The following is a 23,048-nucleotide window of genomic DNA, read 5'->3' as shown; positions in this document are numbered from 1 at the left end:
CGTATCCCGGTGTTGACCAGTGCGTATGGGCCATCTGTGGGCCAAGATCGGGCTACCCTTCCGCGGCCAGGCCGGCCGCGATCAGCGTGTTGGAGCGCGCCTGATCACCCTTCAGGATCTTGGCGTAGAAGCGGTACAGCACCGCGATGCTGTGCCCGGCTCGCGCCGCGACTTCCGCAGGGTCTACCCCTGACTTGATCCACAGGGAGACGCCGGCGTGACGCAGGGAGTAGGGGACCTCCGCGAGGGGTGAGCCGGTCTCCGTCTCGGTGAGCACGGCGGTGCGGGCGGCACTCCACACGGCGCAGTACTCCGTCGATCGCACCCGCCCACCTCTTGCGGCACGAAACAGCCGGCCATCCGGAGCAGTCCCGTACGCGGCGACGTGGTCCCGAAGCAGCCGAACCAGCGACGGCGGGATCGGCACTGCCCGGGTTGCCCCCCGAGCGCGGCGCTTGAGCCCGCGGGCCTCGTACGAGGCTCCGTCGTTCGTCCATCCCCCGCCCACCTCGGGACGGCTCTCCCCCAGCAGCAGCGTTCCCCACTCGTCGGCGGCATCGTCGGTGTCCGACGGCAGGGTGCAGTCGGCGAGCTTGAGTGACGCGATCTCCCCCGGCCGCATGGCCGCGTAGTACAGGCAGCCGAAGAACGCCGCCAGGTGAGCCCCGCGCGGGCCCGCAGCCTGTACCGCGTTGATGAGAGCGCGTGCCAAGGCTGGACCGGGGACATATCGGAAGTCGATCTCGTCGTCGGTCTCCGGTGGCGTCCAGTCCACGCGGGCGAGCGGGTTGGCTGCCAGTAGCCCCTGCTCCTCGACGGTGTACCGCAGGAAGTTGCTCAGCACCATGCGTTTGCGCCGGGCGGTGTTCTCGGCTGCCGGTCGGCCGTCGGTGCGCCGCGCGAGGGCATCCAGCGCCGGGCGCAGCAGGCCCGGGTTGTCCAGGGCGCGCACCTTCATGGAGTGCTCGGAGATCCAGGAGAGCGCCGCGCGGATCTCCGACGGAGGTTCTTCGACCATGTGCCGGGCGATCAGGTCGCCGGCCGGGCCCGGGACGGCCCGGAACGCCCACTGGTACAAGGCGGCGCGCAGGGTCTTCGGCTTCGGCGCGCCTCGGGTGGTCGTGACCAGGGCGGGGACCACCACGGCCAGTGCCTCGGCGATGCTCGCCCGGTGTTTGGCAGCGGCCCGGGGCCACTTCATGAGCACGTACGCCGTGGCGTGCTCGAACCACGTGGGGGAGTTGAGCGCGGCCAGCTCCCGCGCTGGCAGGCCGGTCTCCTCGTCGAACTGCTCGCGCTCTCGGAGCGCGGCCATGAGTTCCGCGCGGCGCCCATCGGCCTGCGGCTTCAGCTTGAAGCTCCGGGAGTGCGGGCGGGTGCCAACCCGCCAGCGCAACTCGTACGGCTTCGGCCGGCCGGACCGCTTCCTGATGGACCAGATGTCTACGTCGTACGTGAGCATGAATCTCCAGAAAGGAAGGGGCCCGCCGCTGTGAGCGGCGGGCCCTCATCGGGGTGGGCGTGAGTGGGTCAGGCGGCCTGCTCGTGCGTCGTCCACCAGGCGTCCAGGTCGCTGCGGCGGCAGCGGAGCTGACCGTTGGGGAGCTTGATGAGGCGGGGGGCGTGGCCGCGAGCGCGCATGCGGTAGAAGGCGGCGCGGCTCATGCCGATCTCGTCGAGGACGTCGGGGAGCTTGAGCATCCGGGTGGTGCGGGCCATGGGCCGTCTCCTCGGGAATCAAAAGCGGCGGGAAGTCGTCCGGGGCGCGAGGAGGGCCGGGACGCGTGGTCCCGGCCCTCGGGCGTCGGTTACATGGGTTACGCGGTTACATCGCAGGTCAGGGGCCGGTTTTCTGTAACCGACGTGTGCGGTGTAACCGATACGGACCAGTTACGGGGCGGCGGTCGCGGTGTCCGGTGAAACCGCAGTGTTCCGGTTACAGGCCCCTTCCTCGGTTACCTCGTTCTCGCTGGTCAGAGGGGGTACGGGGAGGCTTGTAACCGACGTAACCGACTGTCCGGAACCGGCATCGGACGAGGTACCGGGAGGCGGGGGGCAGTAGCGGGCCCAGGCGTCCGAGAGGTCGTCGAGGTGGTAGCCCTTGGTGGGCTGTCCGCCGATGCGGATGGTGCGGGACTTGATCCGCGTGCCCTTGCCGGTGACGTACTCCCCGAGCATCCGGGACAGGCCGCGGGCGTTGAGCGGGCGCCCGTCCAGGTCGCCCCACGGTGCGTCTTCCAGGGCGTTGAGGACGTGCAGGATCTCGACCGTGGACACGGCGCTCTCGCCGGGGAACACCTGGTCGCGCAGGTCGGTGAGGAGCTTGACGCCCAGGGACGCGCGGTCGTCCTCGGCGACGGCCGCGACCAACTCGACGCAGGCGGCGCGGGCTCGCTCGGGCCACTGGCCGCCGGCCGCGTCCGCGACTGCGAGGAGCGGTTCCCACACGTCGGCGGGCCGGTCGGTGATGCCGTCGGGCATCTCCGGCCATGCGCCGTCGACCTGGTCGCAGACCTGCTTGGCCCAGTCGGCGAGCCGATCGCGCAGGGTGTTGCCTTGCTTCTCGTTGGTGCGGGCGCGGTAGGGCTCGATGCGTTCGGTGCGGGCCCGTCGGCGCATGCGGATGACGATCGATCGGGCGAGGATCGTGTCCGGGAGCGAGCCGAGTCCGGCCAGCGCGACGGCGCAGTACGAGGGGAAGGCGACGACGGATTGGGCGCCTTGGCCGTCGGAGACGCACCGGTAGGAGACGCCTGAGCGGCGGTGGCCGGCGTTCAGCAGGCCGCGCAGGTCTTCGTTGCTGTCTTTGGCCTTGGCCCCGAATACGGTGTCGATCTCGTCGAACAGGATGACCGGCCGGCCGCTGTCGTCCGCGACCGCGCGGAACAGGGCGGCCGGGGAGGCGTTGACGGCGTGCATCGGGCGCGGCACGAGGGTCGAGATGACCTCCAGCGCTCGCGTCTTGCCCGATCCCGGTTCCGGGGAGAGGAAGGCGAGCCTGGGCGTGCTGTCGAAGCAGTCGAGCAGGTGCGTGTGTGCGTCCCACAGAACGGTGGCGACGTATGCGGCCTCGGAGGGGAAGGCGTTGAAGCGCCGGTGGAAGGTTTCCACCTCGTCGAGCAGCGCGGCCCCGTCGATGAGCTGTGCAGGTGTGGGGGTCATGCGGCTGTCCTGCCTTCCTGGGTGGTGCGGCGCGGGCAGGCGTCGCGGTGGGCGGTGTGGTCGGCGATGAGGTCGAGGACTTTGCGGCGCCCGGCGGCGAACTGGTCGCGTCCGCACAGGCACCACGAGCGGGCCGTGGGCGTGATCCCGCGGCCGGGCGCGGTGACGGTCAACCAGGCGATCGGAGCCCGCCCGTCGCCCGGTTGCTGGTCAGGAACAGCAGAAGGGACGCCCTGACGGGCGACGTCTTTCGGCGCCCCACCGCTGGCCGTGGCCAGGGCCGGTTCGGCGAGGCGGGGGCCAGTGGGCAGTTCGGGAAGGCTTTTCAGGCGGGGGGAGGGCGCAGAGGCGGTCATGCCGTCTCCCGGGGCCGGGCGGTGCGCAGGGAGTAGGCCAGGGCGCTGCGGATGGTGGTGCGGCACTCGGACGACGTCAGTCCGGCCGACTCTCCCGCCGCCTGAAAAGCCTCTTCCACGGCGGCGCGGTCGAGGTCTCCCCAGGCGACGAACCGGCCCGTGCGGATGACCGAGCGCAGCAGCGTCTCATTGCGCCCGCCCTCGCTCGTGTTGGCGACGGCGGTCGTCTCGCGGTCGAGGACGGCGTTGGCGTACCGGCTGCCGCTGCGCACGGCCACGGTCACGCTCGGGACCGCGGGAGCGGCCTGGGGGGCCGTCAGGGCCGTGTGGAGCCATGCGGGTAGCGGGGCGACAGGTGCCGGGTCGGTGACCTCGTACGTGCCGGCGGGGGTGGTGCTGCCAGGGGCGACGACGTAGCCGCCCCAGCCGCGGGTGTCGATGAGCTTGCCCAGACGGCCCGCGCTGTTGCCGATGCGGGCCCCGGCCGGGGCGGTGAAGTACAGGTGCCGCCCACCGCTCGCGGTCCGCACCGTGAGCGTGCGAGGTACGGCCTGCCCGGCGCGCTCGCAGAGCGCCTGGAAGGTCGTCGCCCCGCAAGGGGCGTCGCTCCTGCTGTTGGGCTTGGGCACGTCCAGGTCGACCACGAGCAGCCCGGCCGGGCCGGTGGCGATGCCGACGTTGTACTGCCACTGTGTCCAGGCGGCGCGGATCAGGTCCGGGTCGGTGGTGGCGCGCTGCTCGGGCACGAGGTGCCCACGGGCGCAGCGGCCGGTGCCGGGGCAGCGGTCCGCGGCGTGCCCGGTGGGTCGTTTGCTGCCGGGGTGCAGCGGGAAGACAGGCCAGCCGCGCTCGGCGGCCGTCAGGGCGGCGTTCATGACGCTGGTCATGCGATGGCCCTCTCTTTCAGGGCCGTCAAGAACTGGGTTCCGATCCACTCCGAGTAGGCGGGGGGTACGGCCTTGCGGGCTTCGAGGTTGGTCATCCAAGTGCAGCCCATGGCGTCGGCGTAAGCGCGCTCGCTCTTGTGCGCGAAAGCCAGCAGTCCCTTGTGGTGCCAGCAGGGCGGGACCAAGTCGCCGCCCCCTCCCCAAGAGGTCTCGAAGACCCGGTGGCGGCGCACGGACAGACCGAAGGCCGTGCCGCACAGCAGGTAGTCCGGGCGCAACAGGCCAGCCGCGGCGGTCTCGGGCACGTTCTCCATGACCCACGGACGGCCGGTGGCCTGCATGACCTGGCGGCCGGGGCCGATGAGGTCGGGGTGGGCGTCGGGGTTGCCGCGCCACCGCGTGACCTTCGCGTAGCGCTCGCAGGGCCAGGATCCGTGGACCAGGTCGTACTCGTGGCCGTGCTCGGCGCAGTACTCCAGGCCGTCGGCTTGGACGAAGATGAAGGGGTAGTTCGGCTGCGGGCGGATGTCGACGCCGACGACGTCGAACCGGTAGCCCACGGAAAGGCCACCTGCGCCGCAACACAGGTCGAGCAGTCGCGGCCGGCGGCCGCCGGCTCGCCGGATGGGGATGGGTTGGGTCATCCTGGTTGTCTCCAGTTCTCTGCGTTCTGGATGAGGGCGGCCCCGGTTCTTGGCGGAGTGGGGGTCGCCCTCGCTGTCAGTGATCGCAGCGATACTCGGCGCATGGTTATGAGTGCCGAGGAATGGTGCGCCCTTCAGCGGAATGAACGGCGAGCGGACCTAGTCGCACGCAAGGAGGCGATCACTCCCGTGCTGCGAGCGGGAGTGATCTGGCCGTTCCCTGCAAGGGTGGAGCGGCTCAGTAGAGACGTCGTCAGCAACGCGGTGCTGGGTAAAGCCCCGAACAAGCGCGGGGCGCGGCTCTACTTGCTGGAATTCAGAGGGTCTGCCCAATATGTGAAAGCTGGGTCAGTTGGGGATGATTATGAATACCGCGTCAAGGGGCATTGCCGCATAGCCCGCGTCCATGGATATGCCCTGGTTGACGCGTGGTTCTCTCATCACGTCGCTGACGCCAGAAGGCTGGAAGCCGCACTCAAGATTCTCCTCCGGCTTAACCATGACCGGCACGATGGCGAGTATTTCCACGGACTCGACTTCGAGCGGGCAATGGAATGCGCCGAGGCGATTGTCAGGTTCCAGGGCGGAGGTACTTGATTCGTCTGGCGAGGCGCGCAGATCGAACGCGGCACTCGTGCGTTGGCCTGATCAGGCCGACGCTTTTCCGGTGTGCCCGTTTGGTGTGTCGGCCATGAGTATGCCGTCGTCAGTGCGCCGGATTAGGCCGGCGGCCTTGAGGGCCTTGATCTCGCGGGAGACGGTGCCCTTGTTGATGCCGGCGCGGTCGGTGATGTCCCGCGGGGTGCGGGCGCCGTCGCGGACGGCCTGGAGGACGCGGTCCCGGTTGGTCGCCGGTGCCTGGGCGGGTGCCGCGGGTGCCGGGTCCTTCACGAGCCGCAGCGGCGGCCGGTCGGTCGGCGCCGCCGGGGCGTCCGTCCCGCGGTGCCAGATTGTCTGTGCGGGCAGTGCGATGACCTGGTCGTCGTCCATGTAGCGGACCTTGACCGGGTCCGAACCGCGCTTGCCGTCGCGGACCATCGCGACGCCCGGCAGCGGCAGTTCATCGGCCTTCCAGCCCTTCTCCTGCGCGGACTCGCCGAACACCACGCGGGCCTCAGTGGGGGACTCGACTGCGAGCCCGATGCGGGTGCCGAGCTGCTTGGCGATCTGCCGCGGGACGCCATCGTTGTAGGTCGGGGACTGCGTCATCCACCACAGGTCGATGCAGGCCGCGCGGCCCATCCGGGCGATGGAGTCCAACCCGTCGAGCGCGTTGCGCTTGACGGTGATCGGGGCGCCCTTGTCGGTGTAGCCGACCACGGTTTCCACCACGGTGCAGGCGCTGATGACCTCGGCCCCCTCGTCCACGACGATCGTGATCCGGGGACGCTCCGCCGTGGGGACCAGCGTGGCCTGTCCCTTGGGCAGCACGTCCAGGCGCTCGGTCAGCTCCTCGACCACGTCGTTGACGAGCTGCACAACGTCGTCGGGGGTGTAGGCGACGCGGGCGCGGTGGTCCCACAGGCGTCCCTCGACCTTCTTAAGGTCGATGATGACCAGCACGTTGACGGGGCCGTCGGATGCCTTGGCCAGCAGCGGCCGGGAGGCGGTGGACTTGCCCGCACCGGACATGCCCGCGATGAGCATCCGCTTGCCCAGCGGCACGTCGACGTCTTCGCCGGTGACCATGTCGACGCCGAACGCGGCACCCGGCTCCCACCGGATGATCCCGTCGGGGGCGGCCGACCTGGTCCGCAGCCGTATCACGGCCCACCCGCCGCGCGAGCCGGCCGCGATGAGCATCGGCAGGTCGGTGCGGGCACCGAGCAGGGCCCGCACGCTGTCGGTGGCGGCCCGCAGCTTCTTGACGGTCCACTGCCCGTCCAGCCGGATCCCTGCCTCGATGCCGGAGCGGGTGACCGTCGCGGGGGTGGTAACCGTGCCGTCCAGGCCCCGGGCCTCGGCGTGCTGCACCCAGTACGACGGGTCCAGCCGCTCCACAAGCTGCCGCTCTTCCAAGCTCAGCCCGTCCGGAGTTTGCACGGCCAGCGTGCGCCGGCCCAGCCACAGCGCGACGACGTTCAGGCCGATCAGACCGAGCGATGTGCCCGCGGGCCAGATGGTCAGCGCGTGTGCCTGCTCGCTCATCACCCACGAGGCGATGCCGGCCGGGACCGTGTGCAGCGCGTGCGCACGGACGGCGGCGCGCCTCAGCGTCGCCGGGTAGTTCGCCTTGGCCGTCTTCAGCGAGGTCCGTGTCTCGCGCTGGTGGGCGCGGGCCGCCTTGTCCGCGGTGCGGGCCGCCCGACGCGCGGCCGACAGCGGGTTGCTCGTCTCCTTGCGGGCCGTTCGCCGCTGCGCGGACGCCTGCCGCGACGTCGACCGTGCGGAGTTCCACGCGCGCTGAGCGGCCATCAGCTCCTTAAGGTGCTCGGGCGTGCGCAGCTTCGCCCGGCGGTCCGCCTCCATGTCCCAGCGGGCCGCGACGGGTGCACAGATCGGCGTGAGCGCGTCGAGCACGATGTTGGTCGTGTCGGTCGTGGTCGACCATGCTTGCTTCCAGTCCACGAAGAGTCCTCCAAAGACCGTGGATAAGGGCCGGTGCGCCGTTGCGTGGCGTTACCGGCCCGTCCGATTTGTTGTGGTTGGCGTCGCTGGTTGCGTCAACAACGCCGGTTGAGCCCCGCAACGCGCGGCTGACCTGCGAAGTTGCAGAGTTGCGCCGTTTTCGGGAAGGGGCCTCTACGCGCGCGTGCGCGAGGGAGACGGAAACCGCCGTCACGCAGCGTCTCCGCGGGGGCATAGGCGGCCGTTCACGACCCGGGAGGTCTTCCACCCCACGAAAGGGGGTTCGAGCGCTCTACGGGCCGTCTACGGCTTCCGGGTTGAGCCAGGGCCTCTGCTCGCCCTCTCCCGCCGCCGGACCCCGGGCAGGGGCCTGGCGGCGACAGGGGGCGAGCAGTCAGCGCCGGCCGCGGGACAGCGTCTTGGCTGCGGCCTTTCCCTCGCTGCCGCCGATCGAGCGGACCACCGAGACGACCACCCAGCCGCCGACGACGAACACCACGGCCACGGCGATGACGCTGATGGCCATCGAGGTGATCGCGGCGACGAGCATGGGACCGAAGTACACGGACGCGCCGACCGCACCCGCGCCGACACCGGAACCCAGCGCGACGCGCTGCATCGTCCGGTCCGGCGGGGCCTGGTGGATGTGTACGACTTGCGGCGATGCCTGCATCGCGGGCAGGTCGTGGGGGTCGATGTAGGCGTGACGGCCGTCGGAGAGCTGCACGACCGTACGCGGGGCAGGGAGCTGTTCCACAGTGCCTCCAAAACGTGCTGCGGGGTGGTGCGGGAGCGCCCCGGGCCCGATCCGATCGGGCGCCCTCACGGCGTGGATACCGGGGCTGAAAGCGCTGGTCAGGCAGTCTGCTTACCGTCATCGGGGTAGGCGCACGGCACGCACATACCGAGCGAGGTCGGGATGACGTATCCGGCGTCCTCGCCGCATTCAGGGCAGGTGCGGCGGGCGAGCATCGCCAGGGCGAGCGCGCCCCACTTGCGCGACGTCATCGGCCGCACCGGCTTGGCCTGGTCGATCTCGTAGAGGTAGCCGACCTGAACGCCCCCGGTGTGGTGCCGGTTGGCGCGCATGACCTGCGCGGCAACCGGCTGTCCGCCAGGGCGTAAGCCCCGGGCGCGTAGCTGGCGCCGGGTGGCTAAGCCGTCGGGGGCGAAGCGCCACGGGTAGGTGGGCACGCCGAAGCGGGCACCGGAGGAGTCGTAGCACTTGCCGAACGCGGGTGACATCAGGCCGCCACCGCCTCAGCCGGCTCGGTGCGCGCGGTCGCGGCGCTCTGGCGCAGTTCGGCGCGGCGTTCGGAGATCCAGCCAATGGACCAGCCGGTCATGCCGGCGAGCGTGCGTACGGAGTGGTTGGCGTTCACGGGGTCGGCGATGACGGCTCGCGCCGCCTCTTCTGACACCCGCCCATCACCCTCCGGGCCGGGGGTGTTCACGGCGCCCGGGGCAGTGTTCACGGCGTCGTCCCCACCTGACGCGGCCGGGGTGGCAGCGACGTCGACAGCGGGGGCGGCCGGGGTGGCAGCGGGGGCGTGAACGGTCGGCTGAACGGGGTGTTCACGGCGCTGTACGCCCTGCTCCTGCCAGGTCCGGGGCGCCGGTCGCACTGCCTGCTCGCGGGACTGCCGGGCCTGCTCAGTGGCCCTTTCGGCCGTCGCTCGTGCCGCGCGTTCGTGCTCCATGCGGGCTTCGTGCTCGCGCTGCTCGCGTGCTTGGCGATCGTCGCGTTCCGCCTGCTCCTGCTGCATCCGCCAGGCGTGTTCACGCGCCTCGCGTTCACGGCGTTCACGGCGGTCTTCCTCGCGTTCACGGTCCTCCCGCTCCCGCGCTTCGCGAGCCTCCCGCTCCTCCCGCGCGGCCTTGGCTTCGGCCTGCTGCGCGGCCCGTGAACGCTCCTGTTCATCACGGTGTTCACGCTCGATGCGGGCCAGTCCCGCAGCCAGCGCCCGCCGGTAGGCGAGCCCTGCCTCAGCGGTCACGATCAGCAGGAGCGGGGCGACGGCGTGGACGGCGACGCCGACCAGGTCACCGGACAGTGCGGAGTTGCCGATGTTGAGGAGCAGCGTCATCAGGCCTGTCATCCACCGCAGCAGCGCCGGCCAGGCACCGGCGCGCATCCCGAGGCGGGAGACGACGGAGTCCAGTCGGATCACGATGACCACGGCGGAATCCACCACGATCGGCAGGATCGGACCGGTCCAGTCCCACGCGTCCGGCGTGACGTCCTGGACCAGGGGCGTGACCGTGAGCACCGAGTACAGGACGGCGCCCGCGGTGATGGCCCACGTGCCCAGGGACAGGGTGCGTTCCGCGCTCTGCACCTGCGCGGGGTCGTAGGTCGTGGCCATCAGCACACCCGCTCTCGGTAGGTGTGCAGGCGCCAGCCGATCGTCTGTGTGGTGCAGCCGATCGCCAGGACCCACCGCCACAGGCCGTGGCCCGTGGCGACGGCGCCGGCCAGACCGGTCAGGGCCACCAGCAGACCGACGACGACCAGCACGAGAGCGAGACCCGACAGGGGCGTCTGGCAGCTCATGCCGCACCCCCGTCCACCTGGTAGACGTCGGCGTAGCCGATCAACTCCAGGTCGGCACCCGCGAACGCGACACGGGCCTTGAGCACGCGCGTGCGGCCGTCTTCCTGCTCGCTGTAGAGCACGTCGTCGCCGGGAACCTCCAGGGCCTCCCGCCACGCCTCGAAGCCGGACAGGCCGTCATGGAAGGCCAGACGCAGCCGGTTCGGGAAGACGGTCGACACGTCAAGCGTGGGCGCGGGCAGGTGCCCGAAGTCCGCGGTCAGCAGGCGCAGTGCGCTCAGTGCCACGGCCAGTCCGCTCAGGGGTAGGTTCTCGCTCACGCGCCCACCTCCGACAGCGCCGCCGGGGCCTGGTTGGTCAGCTTCCGCCGGGCGTCGAGCACGCGGTTGCTGGCCCGGCGCAGTCGGCGGGCGTCCAGCTCGCTCAGCGGGCGGTCCATGCAGATGATCTGCGCGTCCAGCTCCGCAACCTGCTCGTCGATGAGCGGGAGCTCCCGCTCGATCGCGTCCAGCTCGGCATCCGTGGGCTCAAGCCAGTCCCAGCAAGCAACGGCTGTGATGGCGTCCTGAACAGTGACAACATGGTTCATGGGTCGTGGTCTCCTTCGAGGAAGACGGCTCACATCAGCGCCCCCGGTGGTGGATCACCGGGGGCGCGCCGTTTGTGGAACGTCCACCGCGGGGCGCGGTGGACGAAGTGCCCCGGCCGGGAGTCGAACCCGGCCTGGCGACCATCGGGGCGGTGGTGCTGGGGTGTCTCAGACGGTGGTGATGATCAGCGCGGCGACCAGCAGCCACAGGTGGTGGAAGGACTGGTCGAGCGCGTAGGCGCCGGTGCCGATGTGCGGGGCGTCGTCCCGCCCGGGGCGCGGGGCCCCGAGCCGGTAGAACTCGCCCTTACCCAGCAGGCGGGCCAGAGCGGCGAGAGTGTGGCGGCGGTCCGCCCAACCGTGTGAGACGGCATCCACACCCAGGCCCACGAGCAGCCCAAGCGCGCTCAGGTGCAGGCCCAGCAGCAGCACGACCGGCGCCAGTACGGCGCCCTTGGTCAAGGTCAGCGTGGCGACGTGCCGCGCAGCGGCCAGGCGCCCCGGCCAACCGGGCTGTCCCTTCATGCAGGACTGGTGCGAGGACTGCACCCAGTGGTCCCCCACTGAATGCGCGACCCACAGGGCCACGAACACCGCGGCGAACGTCCCGGCGGCCATCAGCGGCCACCCCGCGCCCGCGCATCGTCCTCACTGCGCTTGTTCTGCTCAGCGGTCTTACGGGCCAGCTCAGCCCGTTCCGCGTCTGTCAGACTGGTGATCACAGATGCCTCCAGCTCAGGTGTCTGTGCGCGGCCGTTCGGGGGGCAACCCGGACGGCCGCACGTCGTTGAAGTCGGACCATCCGGCTCCCTGCCACCCCGCCCGTACGGCACCACGAGCAGCGGGCCGGACGGGCGGGGGAGGCAACCTTCCGCGACCCCGAAGGGCCGCGGAAGGTTCGTTCTGGACCCATCGACCGCCCGTGTTCAGGCGGCTGGGTCCGCACCCTGTTGAGTTCTCAAACAACGACCAGCGCGGGGCCCTCGGCGAACCTGAACCGCGAGCCATCCCGAGCCGCACGCCCCGGACACCGCTGTGCAGGCACAGCAGTCATTGAGGCGCTGTAGCTATTGTCCGTACAATGTCTACAGTCAGGATGTTGGCAGAGTCACGCTCGGACCGCAAGGGCATTGGCCGCATTGACTGGACAATGCGTTCAACCTGCGGCTACATGGGAGGCATGGCAGTGACCCGACTCGGGCGAAACCCGATGTACCAGCAGATCGCGGACGCGCTTCGCGAGCAGATCGTGAGCGGAGCGCTCGCCCCGGACGCGAAGTTGCCGACCGAGGCGGAGCTGCGCGAGCAGTACGACGTGTCCCGGGAGACCGTGCGCAAGGCGTTGGCGCTGCTCGTCAACGAGGGGCTGGTGATCTCGGCCCGCCCGCAAGGACACTTCGTCCGGCGTCGGGAGCCGATGGTGTTCCGCCCCCAGGCGGAGTTCCGGGAGCGGCCCTACTCACCGGAGATGGACGCTTTCATGACCGAGTACTCGGGCGAGGGGCGGGAGCCGCGACAGGACATCGAAGTCGCCATCGTGGACCCGCCCGAAGACGTGGCGAAGCGCCTACGACTCGAACCCGGCGAGCTTGTTGCGGTGCGCAAGCGCGTGCGCTACTTGGACGGCGAGCCCTCCAACGTCAATGACAGCTACTACCCGCTCAGCATCGTTCGGGACTCCGAGATCATGCGCCCCGAGGACATCGGCCGCGGTGCCAACGAGGTGCTCGCGGAGCTGGGTCACCGTCAGGTGCGCGCACTGGACGAGCTGTACGTGCGCATGCCGACCCCGGACCAGTCGCATCGTCTCGACCTGGGACCGGGGACGCCCGTCGGCGTCCACATCGCCACGGGATACACCACGGAAGGCACGCCCGTGCGCGTCGCTGTCACGGTGCTTCCAGGCGATCGGTCCGTGATCTCCTACGAGCGGCAGCGTGACGTCGAGGGCGAGGATGCGTGACTGAGCTGCACGTGAGGGCGGCCCGGCCAGACGAGCTGGACGCCGTCGAGTCGCTACTGAGGGAGGTATCGACCTGGCTCGCTTCCCGCGGCATCGATCAGTGGCAGTACCCGCCCCACCGTGACCGCATCACCACCGCGCTTGAGCGGGGAGACTGCTTCCTCGCCTTCGTGGAGGGAGAGCCGATCGCCACGATCCAGGTCGACACATTCGCGGACCCGGAGTTCTGGGAGGCGGGCGACAAGCCGGACGGTGCGCTGTACGTGCACCGCATGGCGGTCAGCCGCTCGTCTGCCGGTATGGGAGTGGGCGGCACGCTGCTCGACTGGGCTGCCGAACGAGCTGCGGCAGCCGGCAAGGCGTGGCTACGGCTCGATGCCTGGAAGGACAACCCGGGACTGCACCGGTACTACGAGGGGGAGGGATTCACTCTGCTGCGCATCGTGGACCTGCCGCACCGAAGGTCAGGTGCGCTCTTCCAGCGGGCGACCGGTGGGCTCTGAAGCTGGAGCCCACCGGGTACATCAGATGCTGCTGTCAGGCTCAGCCAATGAGCTTGACAGTCCTACCTGAGATAGCCGCGACTACTCGAACAATGACCAGAATCGTGACTGCTACGACGAGCCAAGTCGTCTCGTGAAGCACGCTGGTCAGGCTGTCGCCGTTGATCACGCAAGTCAGAACGGCGGCGAAAGTGATCATGGATTTGTTGCGACTGTCAGTCCAGCGTGCGACAGTTTGCAACGAGGGGACGTGGTGTACACACGGTCCCCCAGGACCCGGGATGGGCATGCTCCTCCTCGGTTGTTAGAAGGGCGCGCCCGAGACCTCTTCCCCAAGAGCGGGCGCGCCCTTCGGTGTTGGTAGACCAACGGTATGGCACAACGCCGACAGCGTGGCCTGCTCACGGCTCTGCTCGTGTTGTGTGCCTTCTTGTACTGCAGGTCGTGGACGCGTCGCCTTGCCGCGATTGCGCGTATGGAGTGACAACGGCCTGACCTGTGTATTTGCGTTTCCCTTATCACATGGGTCCGACAAAAATAGGGTGCAGGCAGTACCGATACACCCTGCATCTCTTTCTTATGTGGCTTATGTTCCTGTTTATTGCGTGACCAGCATCACAGAGATCACTTCCGTGTGTGCGTTTTCGCGCTGCTCTCCTTTGGCGTCTCGAAGTCCGGAAGCTAGTGGTGCGCTGAGTGCCTGCTGCCGCAGAGGGCGGCATCCGGAGCGAAGGGCGGCGTCCAGCAGCGGTGGGCGTGGTAGGGGTTGGCGGCGGTGACCCGCAGGGCCTTGGCGGCGATCTTCGGGTCTCCGGTGCCGACGAGTTGTTGCCTGTCGCCGTGCGGCGTGCTCCTCTTCGACAGCCGCGGTGGGGAGCGTCGGTGCCGGCGGCCCCATCCGGCAGGGCAACGAAGAGGTCGCCGCACTCCTGCTCGGCAGTCCGGTGTCTTCGACAAGGGCTGCATTCGCGGAGTCACCGAGCTTTATCGGTAAAAGGTACATATGAAGCAGTCGTTGTGACGGTTCACACAGCTGGTTTAGTTTGATTATCCCGCCGCATTTCGGCATGATGAATCCGCAAAACAATTGCCGCCAGTATGGTCAATTGCTGTTTTTTGATTTTTAAAGAGGCGGGTTTCATGAAAAAGTTTTTTGAAAACGGAGATTTCCAAAACGGGGAAAGTCGAGATTTGAAAAAATGCCAAAACCAAAACTTGCATCCTTGGGAGGAGCCGCACGTGCCCCCCGACTTGGTCTGGCTGGTGACGCGTGGCGGCCCAGGTAGAGCCATGATCGTTTCCGTCGTCCGTGACAAGCATCCAGTGAAGGAGGCGCCACGGGTCTGGCGTATTGCCAGGAAGGTGGTCGGGGCGTTACTGACAGTCACACAAGTGCTGCGCATCATCAGCATGCTGACGAATAGCGGTCACCTGACGATCCTCGAGACCGCCCTCACCGCATTCCTGCGGAGCGTGCTGTGTCTGATGAGGCGCATGATGTAGGGGAGCAAGTGGTGGGCTGCTCTCGAGCAGCCCACCACGCCGGCGAGAGTTTCGGTATCGGGCAAGCACTTGGTCTGATAGTTCCTGTACATGCGGTGCGCGATGCCGGGCGTGGTTGTGACGACGCCAGTGGGCCATCTGTGGGCCACTGGCAGCATGAGTGACAGTCAACAGCAAGAACAAGCAGGTCAGAGCTATGTTGACGTATGGCGGTGTGACCCTCTTGAAAACCGTCGTCGTGGCAACACGACCGTGGGTTCAAATCCCACCGCCTCCGCGGTAGCGAGAATTGCGTGAGCAGCACGTGAGCTGTGTGAACGGCCCCTGACCTGGTGCGATGGTCGGGGGCCGTTGGCACGTGCCGGTCGGCGTCGGGCACCGTGGCTGACCGTTGTTTCCCGTGGTTCACCGGTGGATGGGGCATGGCAGGGGCACGGACGCCTTCTGATCCCGCGCATCCGGGCAACTGGACTGGTCGAGAGGCTGAGCCGGGGAATCGTCGATGTCTGTATCACCAGGGGAAGTGGCCGGTGTTGTACGCACACGAGGTGGTCCTGAACGAACTCGCGCAGGGGCTCAGACCACTGGCCGAGGGTGTCGAGTGGTTCGAGGGCCTCTCGGAAGATGACCGACGCAAGGTCCTGCATGCACTGGTGCTGTTCTGCGGGCAGGCCCGCGCCTGCGAGGACGATGTCCCGGAGAGCATTGCGCGTTCTGGCATTCGTCCCACCCACACACCGGCGGTGATGCTCACGAAGTGGCGCTTCGGGATGGATGGGCTTCCGGCCTATGAACTCACCAAGTCCCTCCGCTTGCTCGTTGCCCTCTTCAGTATCGCGGACACCCGCAGGCGAGCGCTGCATTGCGCAGACGGGTGCGGCCATGAGTGGCACAACCTGCCGGATGTGCTGAGGGATGCAACCTGAGGTGACTTTTAGCCCTGGGCTTTGCCAAGGGACCTGGGGGGGGGCTGGGCTTTTGCCGGCCCGAGTGGACCGCCGTTTCTGGGCGGTCTGTTCTCTGCGGCTCACGTCACGTGTGGCCACGCCCTCTTGCAGGTCCTCTATTGCACCGTCCAGTCGGGCATGACGCGGATACGTCAGGGAGACGCCGAGACAACCCCAGCTCTGCAAACACAAAGCCCATATCGAGGGATCTTGATCGGCGCAGAGACAGAACGTCCAGGTGAGCGTCCAGGTGGCTGAGGTGGTCAAACCCAACGCAACCGGGGTGGCCCTGAACACCTGACCACGAACCGCCCAGCGGGAGGCGAGGAGACCAACGGGAATTTGGATGGCTACATGGAACATCAGGATCCAGGCCATCAAGCCGAATACCCAGAGGTCCGGGCTGTCGTCAGGACCGTCGTAGGTTGTCGGGGACACGGCCGGAATCGAGGCTAAGCCGATGCACAGGAGAACGCCGCTCACGTGCATGGCAGCGATGTTCAACGGAACGTGCCACGCTCCGATCCACTGGCGCTCGGGGTCGCTGGGCTGCACCACGACCTCCCCTGGGGGCCTGAACACCTCCGCCGCTGCTGGCGGACCGTACATGCACTTCACGGGGTGAATGTGACCTGTTGGCAGGCTTACGTGCTTACACCCGCCCGACATCCACCCGCCACCGCTCCGGCGTGATGACCGACGTCCGCCGCCTCGGCCACTCGAACGCGAGTGTGACCACTCGGCACGGCACCACGCCCGGTCCGTCGATGGCCGTGACGCCTATGTGGCCGATGCCTACGACGACCGGTTCAGCGGGCACGAGGGCCACCGAGTGGCAAGCAACGGGCACGAGACGCCCGGAACGACTGACGATGACGCCCCAGAACCCGCTTGACCTGCGGATACCTGGCTTTCGTCAAGGGGCGCCGGCAGGTCTTGAAAACCGTCGTCCTGGCAACACGACCGTGGGCGCAAACGGCCGTTGGCGTGGGCGAGCCCGCCGGGGGCCGTTGGCGTGTGGGACAGCGGCTCCGAACAACTGGCGTGCAACCTGTGACGTTTGAGTATGTAGTTGCGCTTGATCATTGGGGCGCCCGTGTGACGGCCGTGTCCCGACCAGGAGCTGTGGCAAGGGAAAGGGAGAGGACTGTGGCTGTGCGAACAGCACGTCACCGGCGTTCGATAACACGTCACCGGCGTTCAATGAAGAGTCGCGTCATTGCAGGGGTGTCCGTCGTGGCGGCGGCCGGGGCGGTGCTCACCACGACGATGGCCGTGAGCGCCGAGGCCGCGTGGACGGCGGAATGGAACGTGTCGGCCTCCGGCTGGACCGCCGCCGACTCGCCCCAGGTCTCGGTTGACCGTCAGGGCGACGCGTTACTGGCCTGGACGGCCGGAGACCTGTCGACGACGTACTCCTTCCAGCGGGTCCAGACCAGGGTGAAGTTCGCGGACGGCACGATGGGAGAGATCCGCACGCTGTCGCCGGAGGGCGCCGCGGCGGCCTGGCCGGAGGTCGACTCCGACGACACCGGCGACTCGGCGGTGGTCTGGGAACAGGACAGTCAGGTCATGGGCCAGCGGGTCTCGGCCACGGGCAGCCCCGTCGGACCGCTCCAGACGCTTTCCACGTCAGCGCCCGCGGCAACTCCGGTGGTCGCCGTGACGCCGGACGGCGGCGCGATGGCAGCATGGACGGAAATCCGGGACGGAAGCTGGTATGCGGTCGCCCGCCGCCTCGACCTCGACGGAACGGTCGGCGAGGCCATCACCCTCGGCTCGGGGTCCGCCGAGAAGCCGGCCATCGGCGTCGACCGCAACGGCCAGTTCGTCGTCGCCTGGGTGCAGGCTTCGGACGTCGTGGCCAAGCGGATCACGTCGACATCCGTCTCCTCGACAGAGGTGCTCACGGCGCCCATCGCGTCGTACGGCGGCTTCGGCATGGTGCGGGTCGGCGTCGACCAGGACGGTGACGCTGTCATCACCTACCACTCCGGCGGCGGCACCGTCGCACAGGTCTGGGCCTCGCGCTGGAGCCGCACCGGCACGCTGACGGACCCTCTGCGCATCTCGGCCGCCACGGACAACGTGGGCTTCCACCACGCGGTCGCCACCGACCTCGACGGCGATTCGGTGATCGTGTGGACCGTCAATGAAAACGGCGAGCTCGAGCTGCTCGGCCGCCGGCTCTCCGCGGACGGCACCCTCGGCGGCGTTGCCGACCTCGGTCTCGGCGACCGACCCGACCTGGCCGTGGACGATGACGGCGACGGCATGCTGGCGTACCACACGACCGTGGCCGATTCGACGCCGCCGTACAGTCACACGGAGACCAGCGCCCGCTCGGTCAGCTCCTCCGGTACGTTCGGCACCGCGGAGACGCTCACCTCGGACGGCCGGGTCCCCCAAGTTGGCGCCGGCCCGACCGCCGGGTTCACCGTCATCTGGCAGCAGGAGAGCTTTCCGTACACGATCAAATCTGTCGACGGTCCCTGACATGAACGCAATGACTTCGGCACGCACCAGCTGATCGCCGTACATGGCGTGGCGAAGGCCCGGGTCGATGATCCGGGCCTTCGCCATGGAGGGTGAGGAGAAGCGGACCCGCGCTCAGGTTCACGCCCGTGACCGTGTGGCGGTGAGGCGGGCCGCTGAGGCGATGGTGGCGCGGGCCTCGCGTTCGGTGAGGCCGGTGTGGAGGGCGGCGGCGATGAGCTGGGTGGTCAGGGTGGCGCCCAGGCCGTTTTCGTGGGCTCGGCAGGCTGCCCAGAACAGCCGGGTGTTGCGCTGCCCCTGGTGCGCTGCACGCACGAAGTGCACCAGACCTGCGCCCCGCTGGTCGTCGGGTCCTGGCCTGGCGTGACGCCTGCTGGGCGGTGGTGGGAGCAGGAGTCGCAGGAGTGCGGACGGGCAGGGGGCGGGTGGCAGGTGGCCGGTGCCGGGGGCAGTGCGGTAGACGCCGTGCATCGTCACGGAGCCAGGGCCGACCAGATAGCCGCCCGCGCCGCGGATGTCGATGCCGGGGGCCAGGCGGCTCACCGAGTTGGGCACCGCGACGCCCGCCGGACCGCTCAGCCACAGGTGGCGGCCGTCGCTGGGCGTGATCACGACGAGGGTGGGCGGGATGCTGAAGAGGTGACGCAGCGCCAGCTCGCGCAGGGCCGCCGAGGACGTGGAGCCCGGTTTGGTGTCCACGTCCACTCCTATGAGGTGGTACGGCGGCACGCCGCAGGCGATGCCGTATCCGGTGGCCCGCGGCGCGGCGGCGAAGAGGGCGCGGACCTGGTGCGGGTCGCTCGAGGCGTCGTACACGCCGTGGCCGAAGCTGCCGCACTCGCCGCGGCAAGGCGTGGGCACGGGGTCGTCGTGGTGGGGTGAGCGCAGTGCGGGGAACTTGGTGCGGGACAGCGGGAAGACGGCCAGCCCGCGCTCGGCGGCGGACAGGGCATGCGCGAGGGCCGTCGTCGCGGGCGGCGTGGCATGGCGGTCGGTGGGGGCCATGGGTTTAGTTTCGTACATGCGTTCGATATAGGGAAGTCCCGATGGAGGGAAGTCCCGGTGGCGGGAAGTCCCGATGGAGGGAAGTCCCGGTGGCGGGAAGTCCCTCCGGGGTGCGGAGAGCGGTCGCTCGGTGTGCCTGTGTTCGGTATGGCTCTTCGGTCTGCCTGGGGCGTTCGTCAGGGTGACCGGAGGTTTAGTCGCGCGAGCCTCACGCGTGCGGGGGAATCCACGGCGCTCGACGGATGCGGCGGGGTGCGATGGGCAAGTCTGGAGGCGCGACGACGTCGTGGCGGCCGAGATCGGCGAGGGGATCCAAGGCCGCTTTCCGGACCGGGAGATGGCGGGGGAGGTGGTGAGCGGAGTTATCCATGGGGATGGTGTGAGGGCTGCGCGGCGGTGTGTTCGGCACCGCCGCGCAGACGTGTGGCGCGCCGTCCGTGCTTTTCGTTGGTGCACGGGTGCACGGGTGCACGGGTGCACGGGTGCACGGGCGCACGGGTGCCCGTCGTCCGGAAGGCGCCCTGGGTTCGGGCCGCGAGGCGTCGGTTCATGCCGTGAGGCGTGGGCCTCAGGGACGACCCGCAAGGGTGGGCTCCGCTGCCTCCACCCTCAGGAGGTGGAGCCGGCACCCTTCCTACAACCTGAGGGGGACAGCGCTTCGGGACCTGCGGCCGATCCCCTGAAACGGGGGTCACTTCTAGCGTGAAGTCATGACCGTTCCTCTGGCGCCAGTCGGTACCCACGCCCAGTGCCCGACGGGCCTGGGAGGTACCTCCACCTCCACGACCACGGGGCGCACCCCCGCGGGATCAGCGGCGCCCGCAGCCCATGTGCAGGCCGCCGCGCGCCGGGCACGCACGGCGCGCACCACCACGACGACCTACCGGCCACGCACCCCGCGCGAGGCAACCGCGACGTACGCGGCCTCCGCGACCCGCACGCCCCCGGCGACCCGCACGCCCCCGATGCCCCGCACGGCCACGGCTGCTCACGGGCCCAGCACTGCACACCCCGTACCGGCGCCGGCGGCCCGCGCGGCGACCGCGGCCTGCGAGTCCTGCGCCAGCCCGAAGGCGTATCCCTCCTTCACCTCCTACGTACGCGCCCGCGGCCCCGTCCTGCTGCGCACCGCACGCTCGTTGACGTCCAACCTGAGCGATGCCGAGGACCTGTTGCAGACCGCGCTCACCAAGACCTACGTCGCCTGGGACCGCATCCAGGACCACCGCGCGCTCGACGGCTACGTACGCCGTGCGCTGCTGAACACGCGCACCTCGCAGTGGCGCAAGCGCAAGGTCGACGAGTACGCCTGCGACGAACTGCCCGAGCCGGAGACCGTTCCGACGAACGACGAGGCCGAGGTCCAGGCGCTGCGGGACGCGATGTGGCGGGCGATCGTGAAGCTGCCGACCCGGCAGCGGGCCATGGTGGTGCTGCGCTACTACGAGGACCTGAGCGAGGCGCAGACCGCTGAGGTGCTCGGGGTCTCGGTCGGCACGGTCAAGAGCGCGGTGTCACGTGCGCTGAGCAAGCTCCGGGAGGACCCGGAGCTCAGCCTCGTCCTGTAGGCGTAGGCCGTCCTGTAGGCGTAGACCGGCCGGTAGGGGGCGTAGGCCGGCCGTGGCCCGGCGGATTCCGGATGGCCCCAGCCCGTGGCCCGGCGGATCCCGGAAACGGATCCCAGACAGGGCCCGGAACGGACCCCGGACAGGGCCCGGAACGGACCCCGGACAGGGCCGGGATCGCCCCCGGACACGACCCGGACGGCCCCCAGACGGCCCCCGGCAACGCGGCATCGCCGGCCGCCGAGCGGGCACAGCGGCTCGCCGGGCTGCCGGGGCGGCCGCCGGGGTGGCGACCGGGGCGGCCGCAGGGCGACCGGGGCGGCGGCCGAGCGACCGACGCCCTGGCCCAGCCGGCCCGCAGCGAGGCGGGGCTCTCGCCGCGAAGGCCCTGACACCGCCGGCCCGGCGCCCAGCGTCCGGGCGGCTCGGCTCCGCCGTTGATCGATCATTCCCCCAGGTAGTGACATACCGCGCGGTATGTGCGCAGAATCGGCCCACATCTCCACGCCGCGCAGGGTTCTACTGGCGCGCGCTCGGCGCTGGACGCCGTGGCGCCCGCGCGCGCAGCGGCGCCCTCGTGCCGCGTACGTGACCGCCGCCCAGGAGGACGCCGTGCTGAGCACCATGCAGGACGTACCGCTGACCGTCACCCGTATCCTCACCCACGGCACGCAGGTGCACGGCACGTCCAGGATCACCACCTGGACGGGCGAGGGTGAGCCGCAGCGGCGTAGCTTCGCCGAGGCGGGGGCGCGTGCGGCGCAGCTCGCCCACGCGCTCCACACGGAGCTGGGGGTACGCGACGGCGACCGTGTCGCCACGCTCATGTGGAACAACGCCGAGCACGTCGAGGCCTACTACGCGGCCCCCGCGATGGGCGCCGTCCTGCACACCCTGAACCTCCGGTTGCCCGTCGACCAGCTGGTCTGGATCGTGGGGCACGCCGCCGACCGCGTCGTCATCGTGAACGGGTCGCTGCTGCCGTTGCTGGCGCCGCTGCTGTCCCGGATGCCGAGCATCGAGCACGTCGTCGTCTCCGGACCCGGTGACCGTGCCGTGCTCGAAGCGGACCCGGCGCCGGGCGGCCGGCGCCCCCAGGTGCATGACTACGAGGAGCTGATCGGCGGCCGGCCCACCTCGTACGACTGGCCCGAGCTGGACGAGCGCCAGGCCGCAGCCATGTGCTACACCTCCGGCACCACCGGCGATCCCAAGGGCGTCGTCTACTCCCACCGTTCCATCTACCTGCACTCGATGCAGGCGAACTCGGCCGAGTCGATGGCCCTGACCGACCGGGACACCACCCTCGTCATCGTCCCGCAGTTCCATGTGAACGCCTGGGGGCTGCCGCACGCGACGTTCATGTCCGGGGTCAACATGCTGATGCCGGACCGCTTCCTCCAGCCGAAACCGCTCGCCGAGATGATCGACGCCGAGCGGCCCACGCACGCCGCCGCCGTCCCCTCCATCTGGCAGGGCCTGCTCGCCGAGCTGGCCGAGCGCCCCCGCGACATCAGCTGTCTGAACCAGGTCACCGTGGGAGGCTCCGCCTGTCCGCCCGCCCTCATGGTCGCCTTCGACAAGCTGGGGGTGACGGTGCGGCATGCCTGGGGCATGACGGAGACCTCGCCCCTGGGGACCATCGCCTGCCCGCCGGCGCATGCGATCGGCACCGACGAGGAGTTCGCCTACCGCGTCACCCAGGGCCGCTTCCCCGCCGGGGTGGAGGCCAGGTTGACCGGTCCGAACGGCGAGCGACTGCCGTGGGACGGCACCTCGGCGGGCGAGCTGGAGGTGCGCGGGCCGTGGATCGCCGCGGCGTACTACGGGGGCGTGGACGGGGAGCCGATGCGCCCCGCGGACAAGTTCAGCGAGGACGGCTGGCTCAAGACGGGCGACGTCGGCACGATCAGCCCCGACGGCTACCTCACCCTCACCGACCGGGTGAAGGACGTGATCAAGTCGGGCGGCGAGTGGATCTCCTCGCTGGAGTTGGAGAACGCGCTCATGGCGCACCCGGACATCGCCGAGGCAGCCGTCGTCGCCGTCCCGGACGAGAAGTGGGGCGAACGCCCGCTCGCCACCGTCGTCTTCAAGGACGGCGTCACCGTCGACTTCGCCGACCTGCGTGCCTTCCTCGCCGACCGGGTCGCCAAATGGCAGCTGCCGGAACGCTGGGTCTGCACCACGGTGGTGCCCAAGACCAGCGTCGGCAAGTTCGACAAGAAGGTCATCCGACGGCAGTACGCGGACGGCACGCTGGACGTCACGCGGCTGTGATCCAGGCGGCGACCCCAGGTAGGGGC

23 protein-coding genes are annotated in these 23,048 nt (G+C 69.5%); 8 read left to right on the top strand and 15 right to left on the bottom strand.

Annotated features, from left to right (window positions below; genetic code table 11):
• Positions 1–52 precede the first annotated feature (52 nt).
• From NQO67_RS09645 to NQO67_RS09620, 6 genes are all read right to left on the bottom strand, one after another.
• Positions 53–1,462 carry a tyrosine-type recombinase/integrase gene (locus NQO67_RS09645; protein WP_255949397.1) on the bottom strand — a complete coding sequence of 470 codons (1,410 nt, stop codon included), beginning with the start codon at positions 1,460–1,462 and terminating at the stop codon, positions 53–55.
• A 68-nt stretch (positions 1,463–1,530) separates the two neighbouring features.
• Positions 1,531–1,719: a helix-turn-helix transcriptional regulator gene (locus NQO67_RS09640; RefSeq protein ID WP_255949395.1), complete on the bottom strand. Its 189-nt coding sequence runs from the start codon at positions 1,717–1,719 to the stop codon at positions 1,531–1,533.
• 171 nt (positions 1,720–1,890) lie between these two features.
• Entirely contained in the window at positions 1,891–3,162 is a 1,272-nt protein-coding gene (locus NQO67_RS09635) for a DUF3631 domain-containing protein (protein ID WP_255949393.1), read from the bottom strand.
• Positions 3,159–3,518, bottom strand: coding sequence for a hypothetical protein (locus NQO67_RS09630; protein ID WP_255949391.1), 360 nt, complete (start codon positions 3,516–3,518; stop codon positions 3,159–3,161). Before NQO67_RS09630 ends, NQO67_RS09635 begins: the two co-directional genes overlap by 4 nt.
• Positions 3,515–4,405, bottom strand: a complete 891-nt coding sequence (locus NQO67_RS09625; protein ID WP_255949389.1) for a bifunctional DNA primase/polymerase — start codon at positions 4,403–4,405, stop codon at positions 3,515–3,517. The genes NQO67_RS09630 and NQO67_RS09625 overlap by 4 nt, the downstream gene beginning before the upstream one ends.
• A complete protein-coding gene (locus NQO67_RS09620) occupies positions 4,402–5,049 on the bottom strand; it encodes a DNA cytosine methyltransferase (protein WP_255949387.1) in 648 nt (215 codons plus the stop codon). The genes NQO67_RS09625 and NQO67_RS09620 overlap by 4 nt, the downstream gene beginning before the upstream one ends.
• A 102-nt stretch (positions 5,050–5,151) precedes the next feature.
• Here NQO67_RS09620 and NQO67_RS09615 point away from each other — a divergent pair, with 102 nt between their 5' ends.
• Entirely contained in the window at positions 5,152–5,646 is a 495-nt protein-coding gene (locus tag NQO67_RS09615) for a hypothetical protein (RefSeq protein ID WP_255949385.1), read from the top strand.
• A gap of 51 nt (positions 5,647–5,697) precedes the next feature.
• Here NQO67_RS09615 and NQO67_RS44190 read toward each other — a convergent pair whose 3' ends face one another.
• From NQO67_RS44190 to NQO67_RS09575, 8 genes are all read right to left on the bottom strand, one after another.
• Positions 5,698–7,617, bottom strand: coding sequence for a MarR family transcriptional regulator (locus tag NQO67_RS44190; RefSeq protein WP_255949383.1), 1,920 nt, complete (start codon positions 7,615–7,617; stop codon positions 5,698–5,700).
• Positions 7,618–8,011: 394 nt separating this feature from the next.
• Positions 8,012–8,374, bottom strand: a complete 363-nt coding sequence (locus NQO67_RS09605; protein ID WP_255949381.1) for a DUF6251 family protein — start codon at positions 8,372–8,374, stop codon at positions 8,012–8,014.
• Positions 8,375–8,472: 98 nt separating this feature from the next.
• Positions 8,473–8,862 carry an RRQRL motif-containing zinc-binding protein gene (locus tag NQO67_RS09600; protein WP_255949379.1) on the bottom strand — a complete coding sequence of 130 codons (390 nt, stop codon included), beginning with the start codon at positions 8,860–8,862 and terminating at the stop codon, positions 8,473–8,475.
• Complete coding sequence (locus NQO67_RS09595; protein ID WP_255949376.1) at positions 8,862–9,983, bottom strand: DUF2637 domain-containing protein; 1,122 nt, start codon at positions 9,981–9,983, stop codon at positions 8,862–8,864. The genes NQO67_RS09600 and NQO67_RS09595 overlap by 1 nt, the downstream gene beginning before the upstream one ends.
• Entirely contained in the window at positions 9,983–10,171 is a 189-nt protein-coding gene (locus NQO67_RS09590; protein ID WP_255949374.1) for a hypothetical protein, read from the bottom strand. Before NQO67_RS09590 ends, NQO67_RS09595 begins: the two co-directional genes overlap by 1 nt.
• Positions 10,168–10,491, bottom strand: coding sequence for a hypothetical protein (locus tag NQO67_RS09585; protein WP_255949372.1), 324 nt, complete (start codon positions 10,489–10,491; stop codon positions 10,168–10,170). The genes NQO67_RS09590 and NQO67_RS09585 overlap by 4 nt, the downstream gene beginning before the upstream one ends.
• A complete protein-coding gene (locus NQO67_RS09580; RefSeq protein WP_255949370.1) occupies positions 10,488–10,760 on the bottom strand; it encodes a DUF6284 family protein in 273 nt (90 codons plus the stop codon). Before NQO67_RS09580 ends, NQO67_RS09585 begins: the two co-directional genes overlap by 4 nt.
• 168 nt (positions 10,761–10,928) lie before the next feature.
• The gene (locus NQO67_RS09575; protein WP_255949368.1) at positions 10,929–11,378 is read right to left on the bottom strand and encodes a transcriptional regulator; all 450 of its coding nucleotides are present in this window, start codon (positions 11,376–11,378) and stop codon (positions 10,929–10,931) included.
• 562 nt (positions 11,379–11,940) lie between these two features.
• On the opposite strand from NQO67_RS09575, the gene NQO67_RS09570 reads away from it, so the two are divergent.
• The 5 genes from NQO67_RS09570 to NQO67_RS09550 all read left to right on the top strand — a co-directional run bounded on the left by NQO67_RS09570 (position 11,941) and on the right by NQO67_RS09550 (position 18,172).
• The gene (locus tag NQO67_RS09570) at positions 11,941–12,723 is read left to right on the top strand and encodes a GntR family transcriptional regulator (protein WP_255949366.1); all 783 of its coding nucleotides are present in this window, start codon (positions 11,941–11,943) and stop codon (positions 12,721–12,723) included.
• Positions 12,720–13,226 carry a GNAT family N-acetyltransferase gene (locus NQO67_RS09565; RefSeq protein WP_255949364.1) on the top strand — a complete coding sequence of 169 codons (507 nt, stop codon included), beginning with the start codon at positions 12,720–12,722 and terminating at the stop codon, positions 13,224–13,226. The genes NQO67_RS09570 and NQO67_RS09565 overlap by 4 nt, the downstream gene beginning before the upstream one ends.
• 1,140 nt (positions 13,227–14,366) lie before the next feature.
• Positions 14,367–14,729: a hypothetical protein gene (locus NQO67_RS09560; protein ID WP_255949362.1), complete on the top strand. Its 363-nt coding sequence runs from the start codon at positions 14,367–14,369 to the stop codon at positions 14,727–14,729.
• Positions 14,730–15,277: 548 nt separating this feature from the next.
• Positions 15,278–15,655: a DUF5958 family protein gene (locus tag NQO67_RS09555; RefSeq protein WP_255949360.1), complete on the top strand. Its 378-nt coding sequence runs from the start codon at positions 15,278–15,280 to the stop codon at positions 15,653–15,655.
• Between the two features lie 1,224 nt (positions 15,656–16,879).
• A complete protein-coding gene (locus NQO67_RS09550) occupies positions 16,880–18,172 on the top strand; it encodes a hypothetical protein (RefSeq protein WP_255949358.1) in 1,293 nt (430 codons plus the stop codon).
• A 120-nt stretch (positions 18,173–18,292) separates the two neighbouring features.
• Here the strand turns inward: NQO67_RS09550 and NQO67_RS09545 are convergent, their stop codons facing one another.
• A complete protein-coding gene (locus NQO67_RS09545) occupies positions 18,293–19,177 on the bottom strand; it encodes a bifunctional DNA primase/polymerase (RefSeq protein ID WP_255949356.1) in 885 nt (294 codons plus the stop codon).
• Positions 19,178–20,142: 965 nt separating this feature from the next.
• Between NQO67_RS09545 and NQO67_RS09540 the strand changes: the two genes are divergently transcribed.
• Positions 20,143–20,745 carry a SigE family RNA polymerase sigma factor gene (locus NQO67_RS09540; protein WP_255949634.1) on the top strand — a complete coding sequence of 201 codons (603 nt, stop codon included), beginning with the start codon at positions 20,143–20,145 and terminating at the stop codon, positions 20,743–20,745.
• A 609-nt stretch (positions 20,746–21,354) separates the two neighbouring features.
• Positions 21,355–23,022 carry a long-chain fatty acid--CoA ligase gene (locus NQO67_RS09535; protein WP_255949354.1) on the top strand — a complete coding sequence of 556 codons (1,668 nt, stop codon included), beginning with the start codon at positions 21,355–21,357 and terminating at the stop codon, positions 23,020–23,022.
• Positions 23,023–23,048: the final 26 nt, after the last annotated feature.

The sequence above is a fragment of the Streptomyces odontomachi genome (assembly GCF_024435355.1).
GTDB classification, from domain to species: Bacteria; Actinomycetota; Actinomycetes; order Streptomycetales; family Streptomycetaceae; genus Streptomyces; species Streptomyces odontomachi.
This window is presented reverse-complemented; position numbering and strand designations above follow the sequence as displayed.

Excerpts from the sequence above, each read along its gene's own strand:
- NQO67_RS09580 (WP_255949370.1), bottom strand. The coding sequence starts at position 10,760 with ATGAACCATGTTGTCACTGTTCAGGACGCCATCACAGCCGTTGCTTGC.
- NQO67_RS09615 (WP_255949385.1), top strand. The coding sequence starts at position 5,152 with ATGGTTATGAGTGCCGAGGAATGGTGCGCCCTTCAGCGGAATGAACGG.
- NQO67_RS09540 (WP_255949634.1), top strand. The coding sequence starts at position 20,143 with ATGCCCCGCACGGCCACGGCTGCTCACGGGCCCAGCACTGCACACCCC.
- NQO67_RS09560 (WP_255949362.1), top strand. The coding sequence starts at position 14,367 with ATGAAAAAGTTTTTTGAAAACGGAGATTTCCAAAACGGGGAAAGTCGA.
- NQO67_RS09600 (WP_255949379.1), bottom strand. The coding sequence starts at position 8,862 with ATGTCACCCGCGTTCGGCAAGTGCTACGACTCCTCCGGTGCCCGCTTC.
- NQO67_RS09635 (WP_255949393.1), bottom strand. The coding sequence starts at position 3,162 with ATGACCCCCACACCTGCACAGCTCATCGACGGGGCCGCGCTGCTCGAC.
- NQO67_RS09550 (WP_255949358.1), top strand. The coding sequence starts at position 16,880 with ATGAAGAGTCGCGTCATTGCAGGGGTGTCCGTCGTGGCGGCGGCCGGG.
- NQO67_RS09570 (WP_255949366.1), top strand. The coding sequence starts at position 11,941 with ATGGCAGTGACCCGACTCGGGCGAAACCCGATGTACCAGCAGATCGCG.
- NQO67_RS09630 (WP_255949391.1), bottom strand. The coding sequence starts at position 3,518 with ATGACCGCCTCTGCGCCCTCCCCCCGCCTGAAAAGCCTTCCCGAACTG.
- NQO67_RS09590 (WP_255949374.1), bottom strand. The coding sequence starts at position 10,171 with ATGAGCTGCCAGACGCCCCTGTCGGGTCTCGCTCTCGTGCTGGTCGTC.
- NQO67_RS09625 (WP_255949389.1), bottom strand. The coding sequence starts at position 4,405 with ATGACCAGCGTCATGAACGCCGCCCTGACGGCCGCCGAGCGCGGCTGG.
- NQO67_RS09595 (WP_255949376.1), bottom strand. The coding sequence starts at position 9,983 with ATGGCCACGACCTACGACCCCGCGCAGGTGCAGAGCGCGGAACGCACC.
- NQO67_RS09545 (WP_255949356.1), bottom strand. The coding sequence starts at position 19,177 with ATGGCCCCCACCGACCGCCATGCCACGCCGCCCGCGACGACGGCCCTC.
- NQO67_RS09575 (WP_255949368.1), bottom strand. The coding sequence starts at position 11,378 with ATGGCCGCCGGGACGTTCGCCGCGGTGTTCGTGGCCCTGTGGGTCGCG.
- NQO67_RS09645 (WP_255949397.1), bottom strand. The coding sequence starts at position 1,462 with ATGCTCACGTACGACGTAGACATCTGGTCCATCAGGAAGCGGTCCGGC.
- NQO67_RS09640 (WP_255949395.1), bottom strand. The coding sequence starts at position 1,719 with ATGGCCCGCACCACCCGGATGCTCAAGCTCCCCGACGTCCTCGACGAG.
- NQO67_RS09620 (WP_255949387.1), bottom strand. The coding sequence starts at position 5,049 with ATGACCCAACCCATCCCCATCCGGCGAGCCGGCGGCCGCCGGCCGCGA.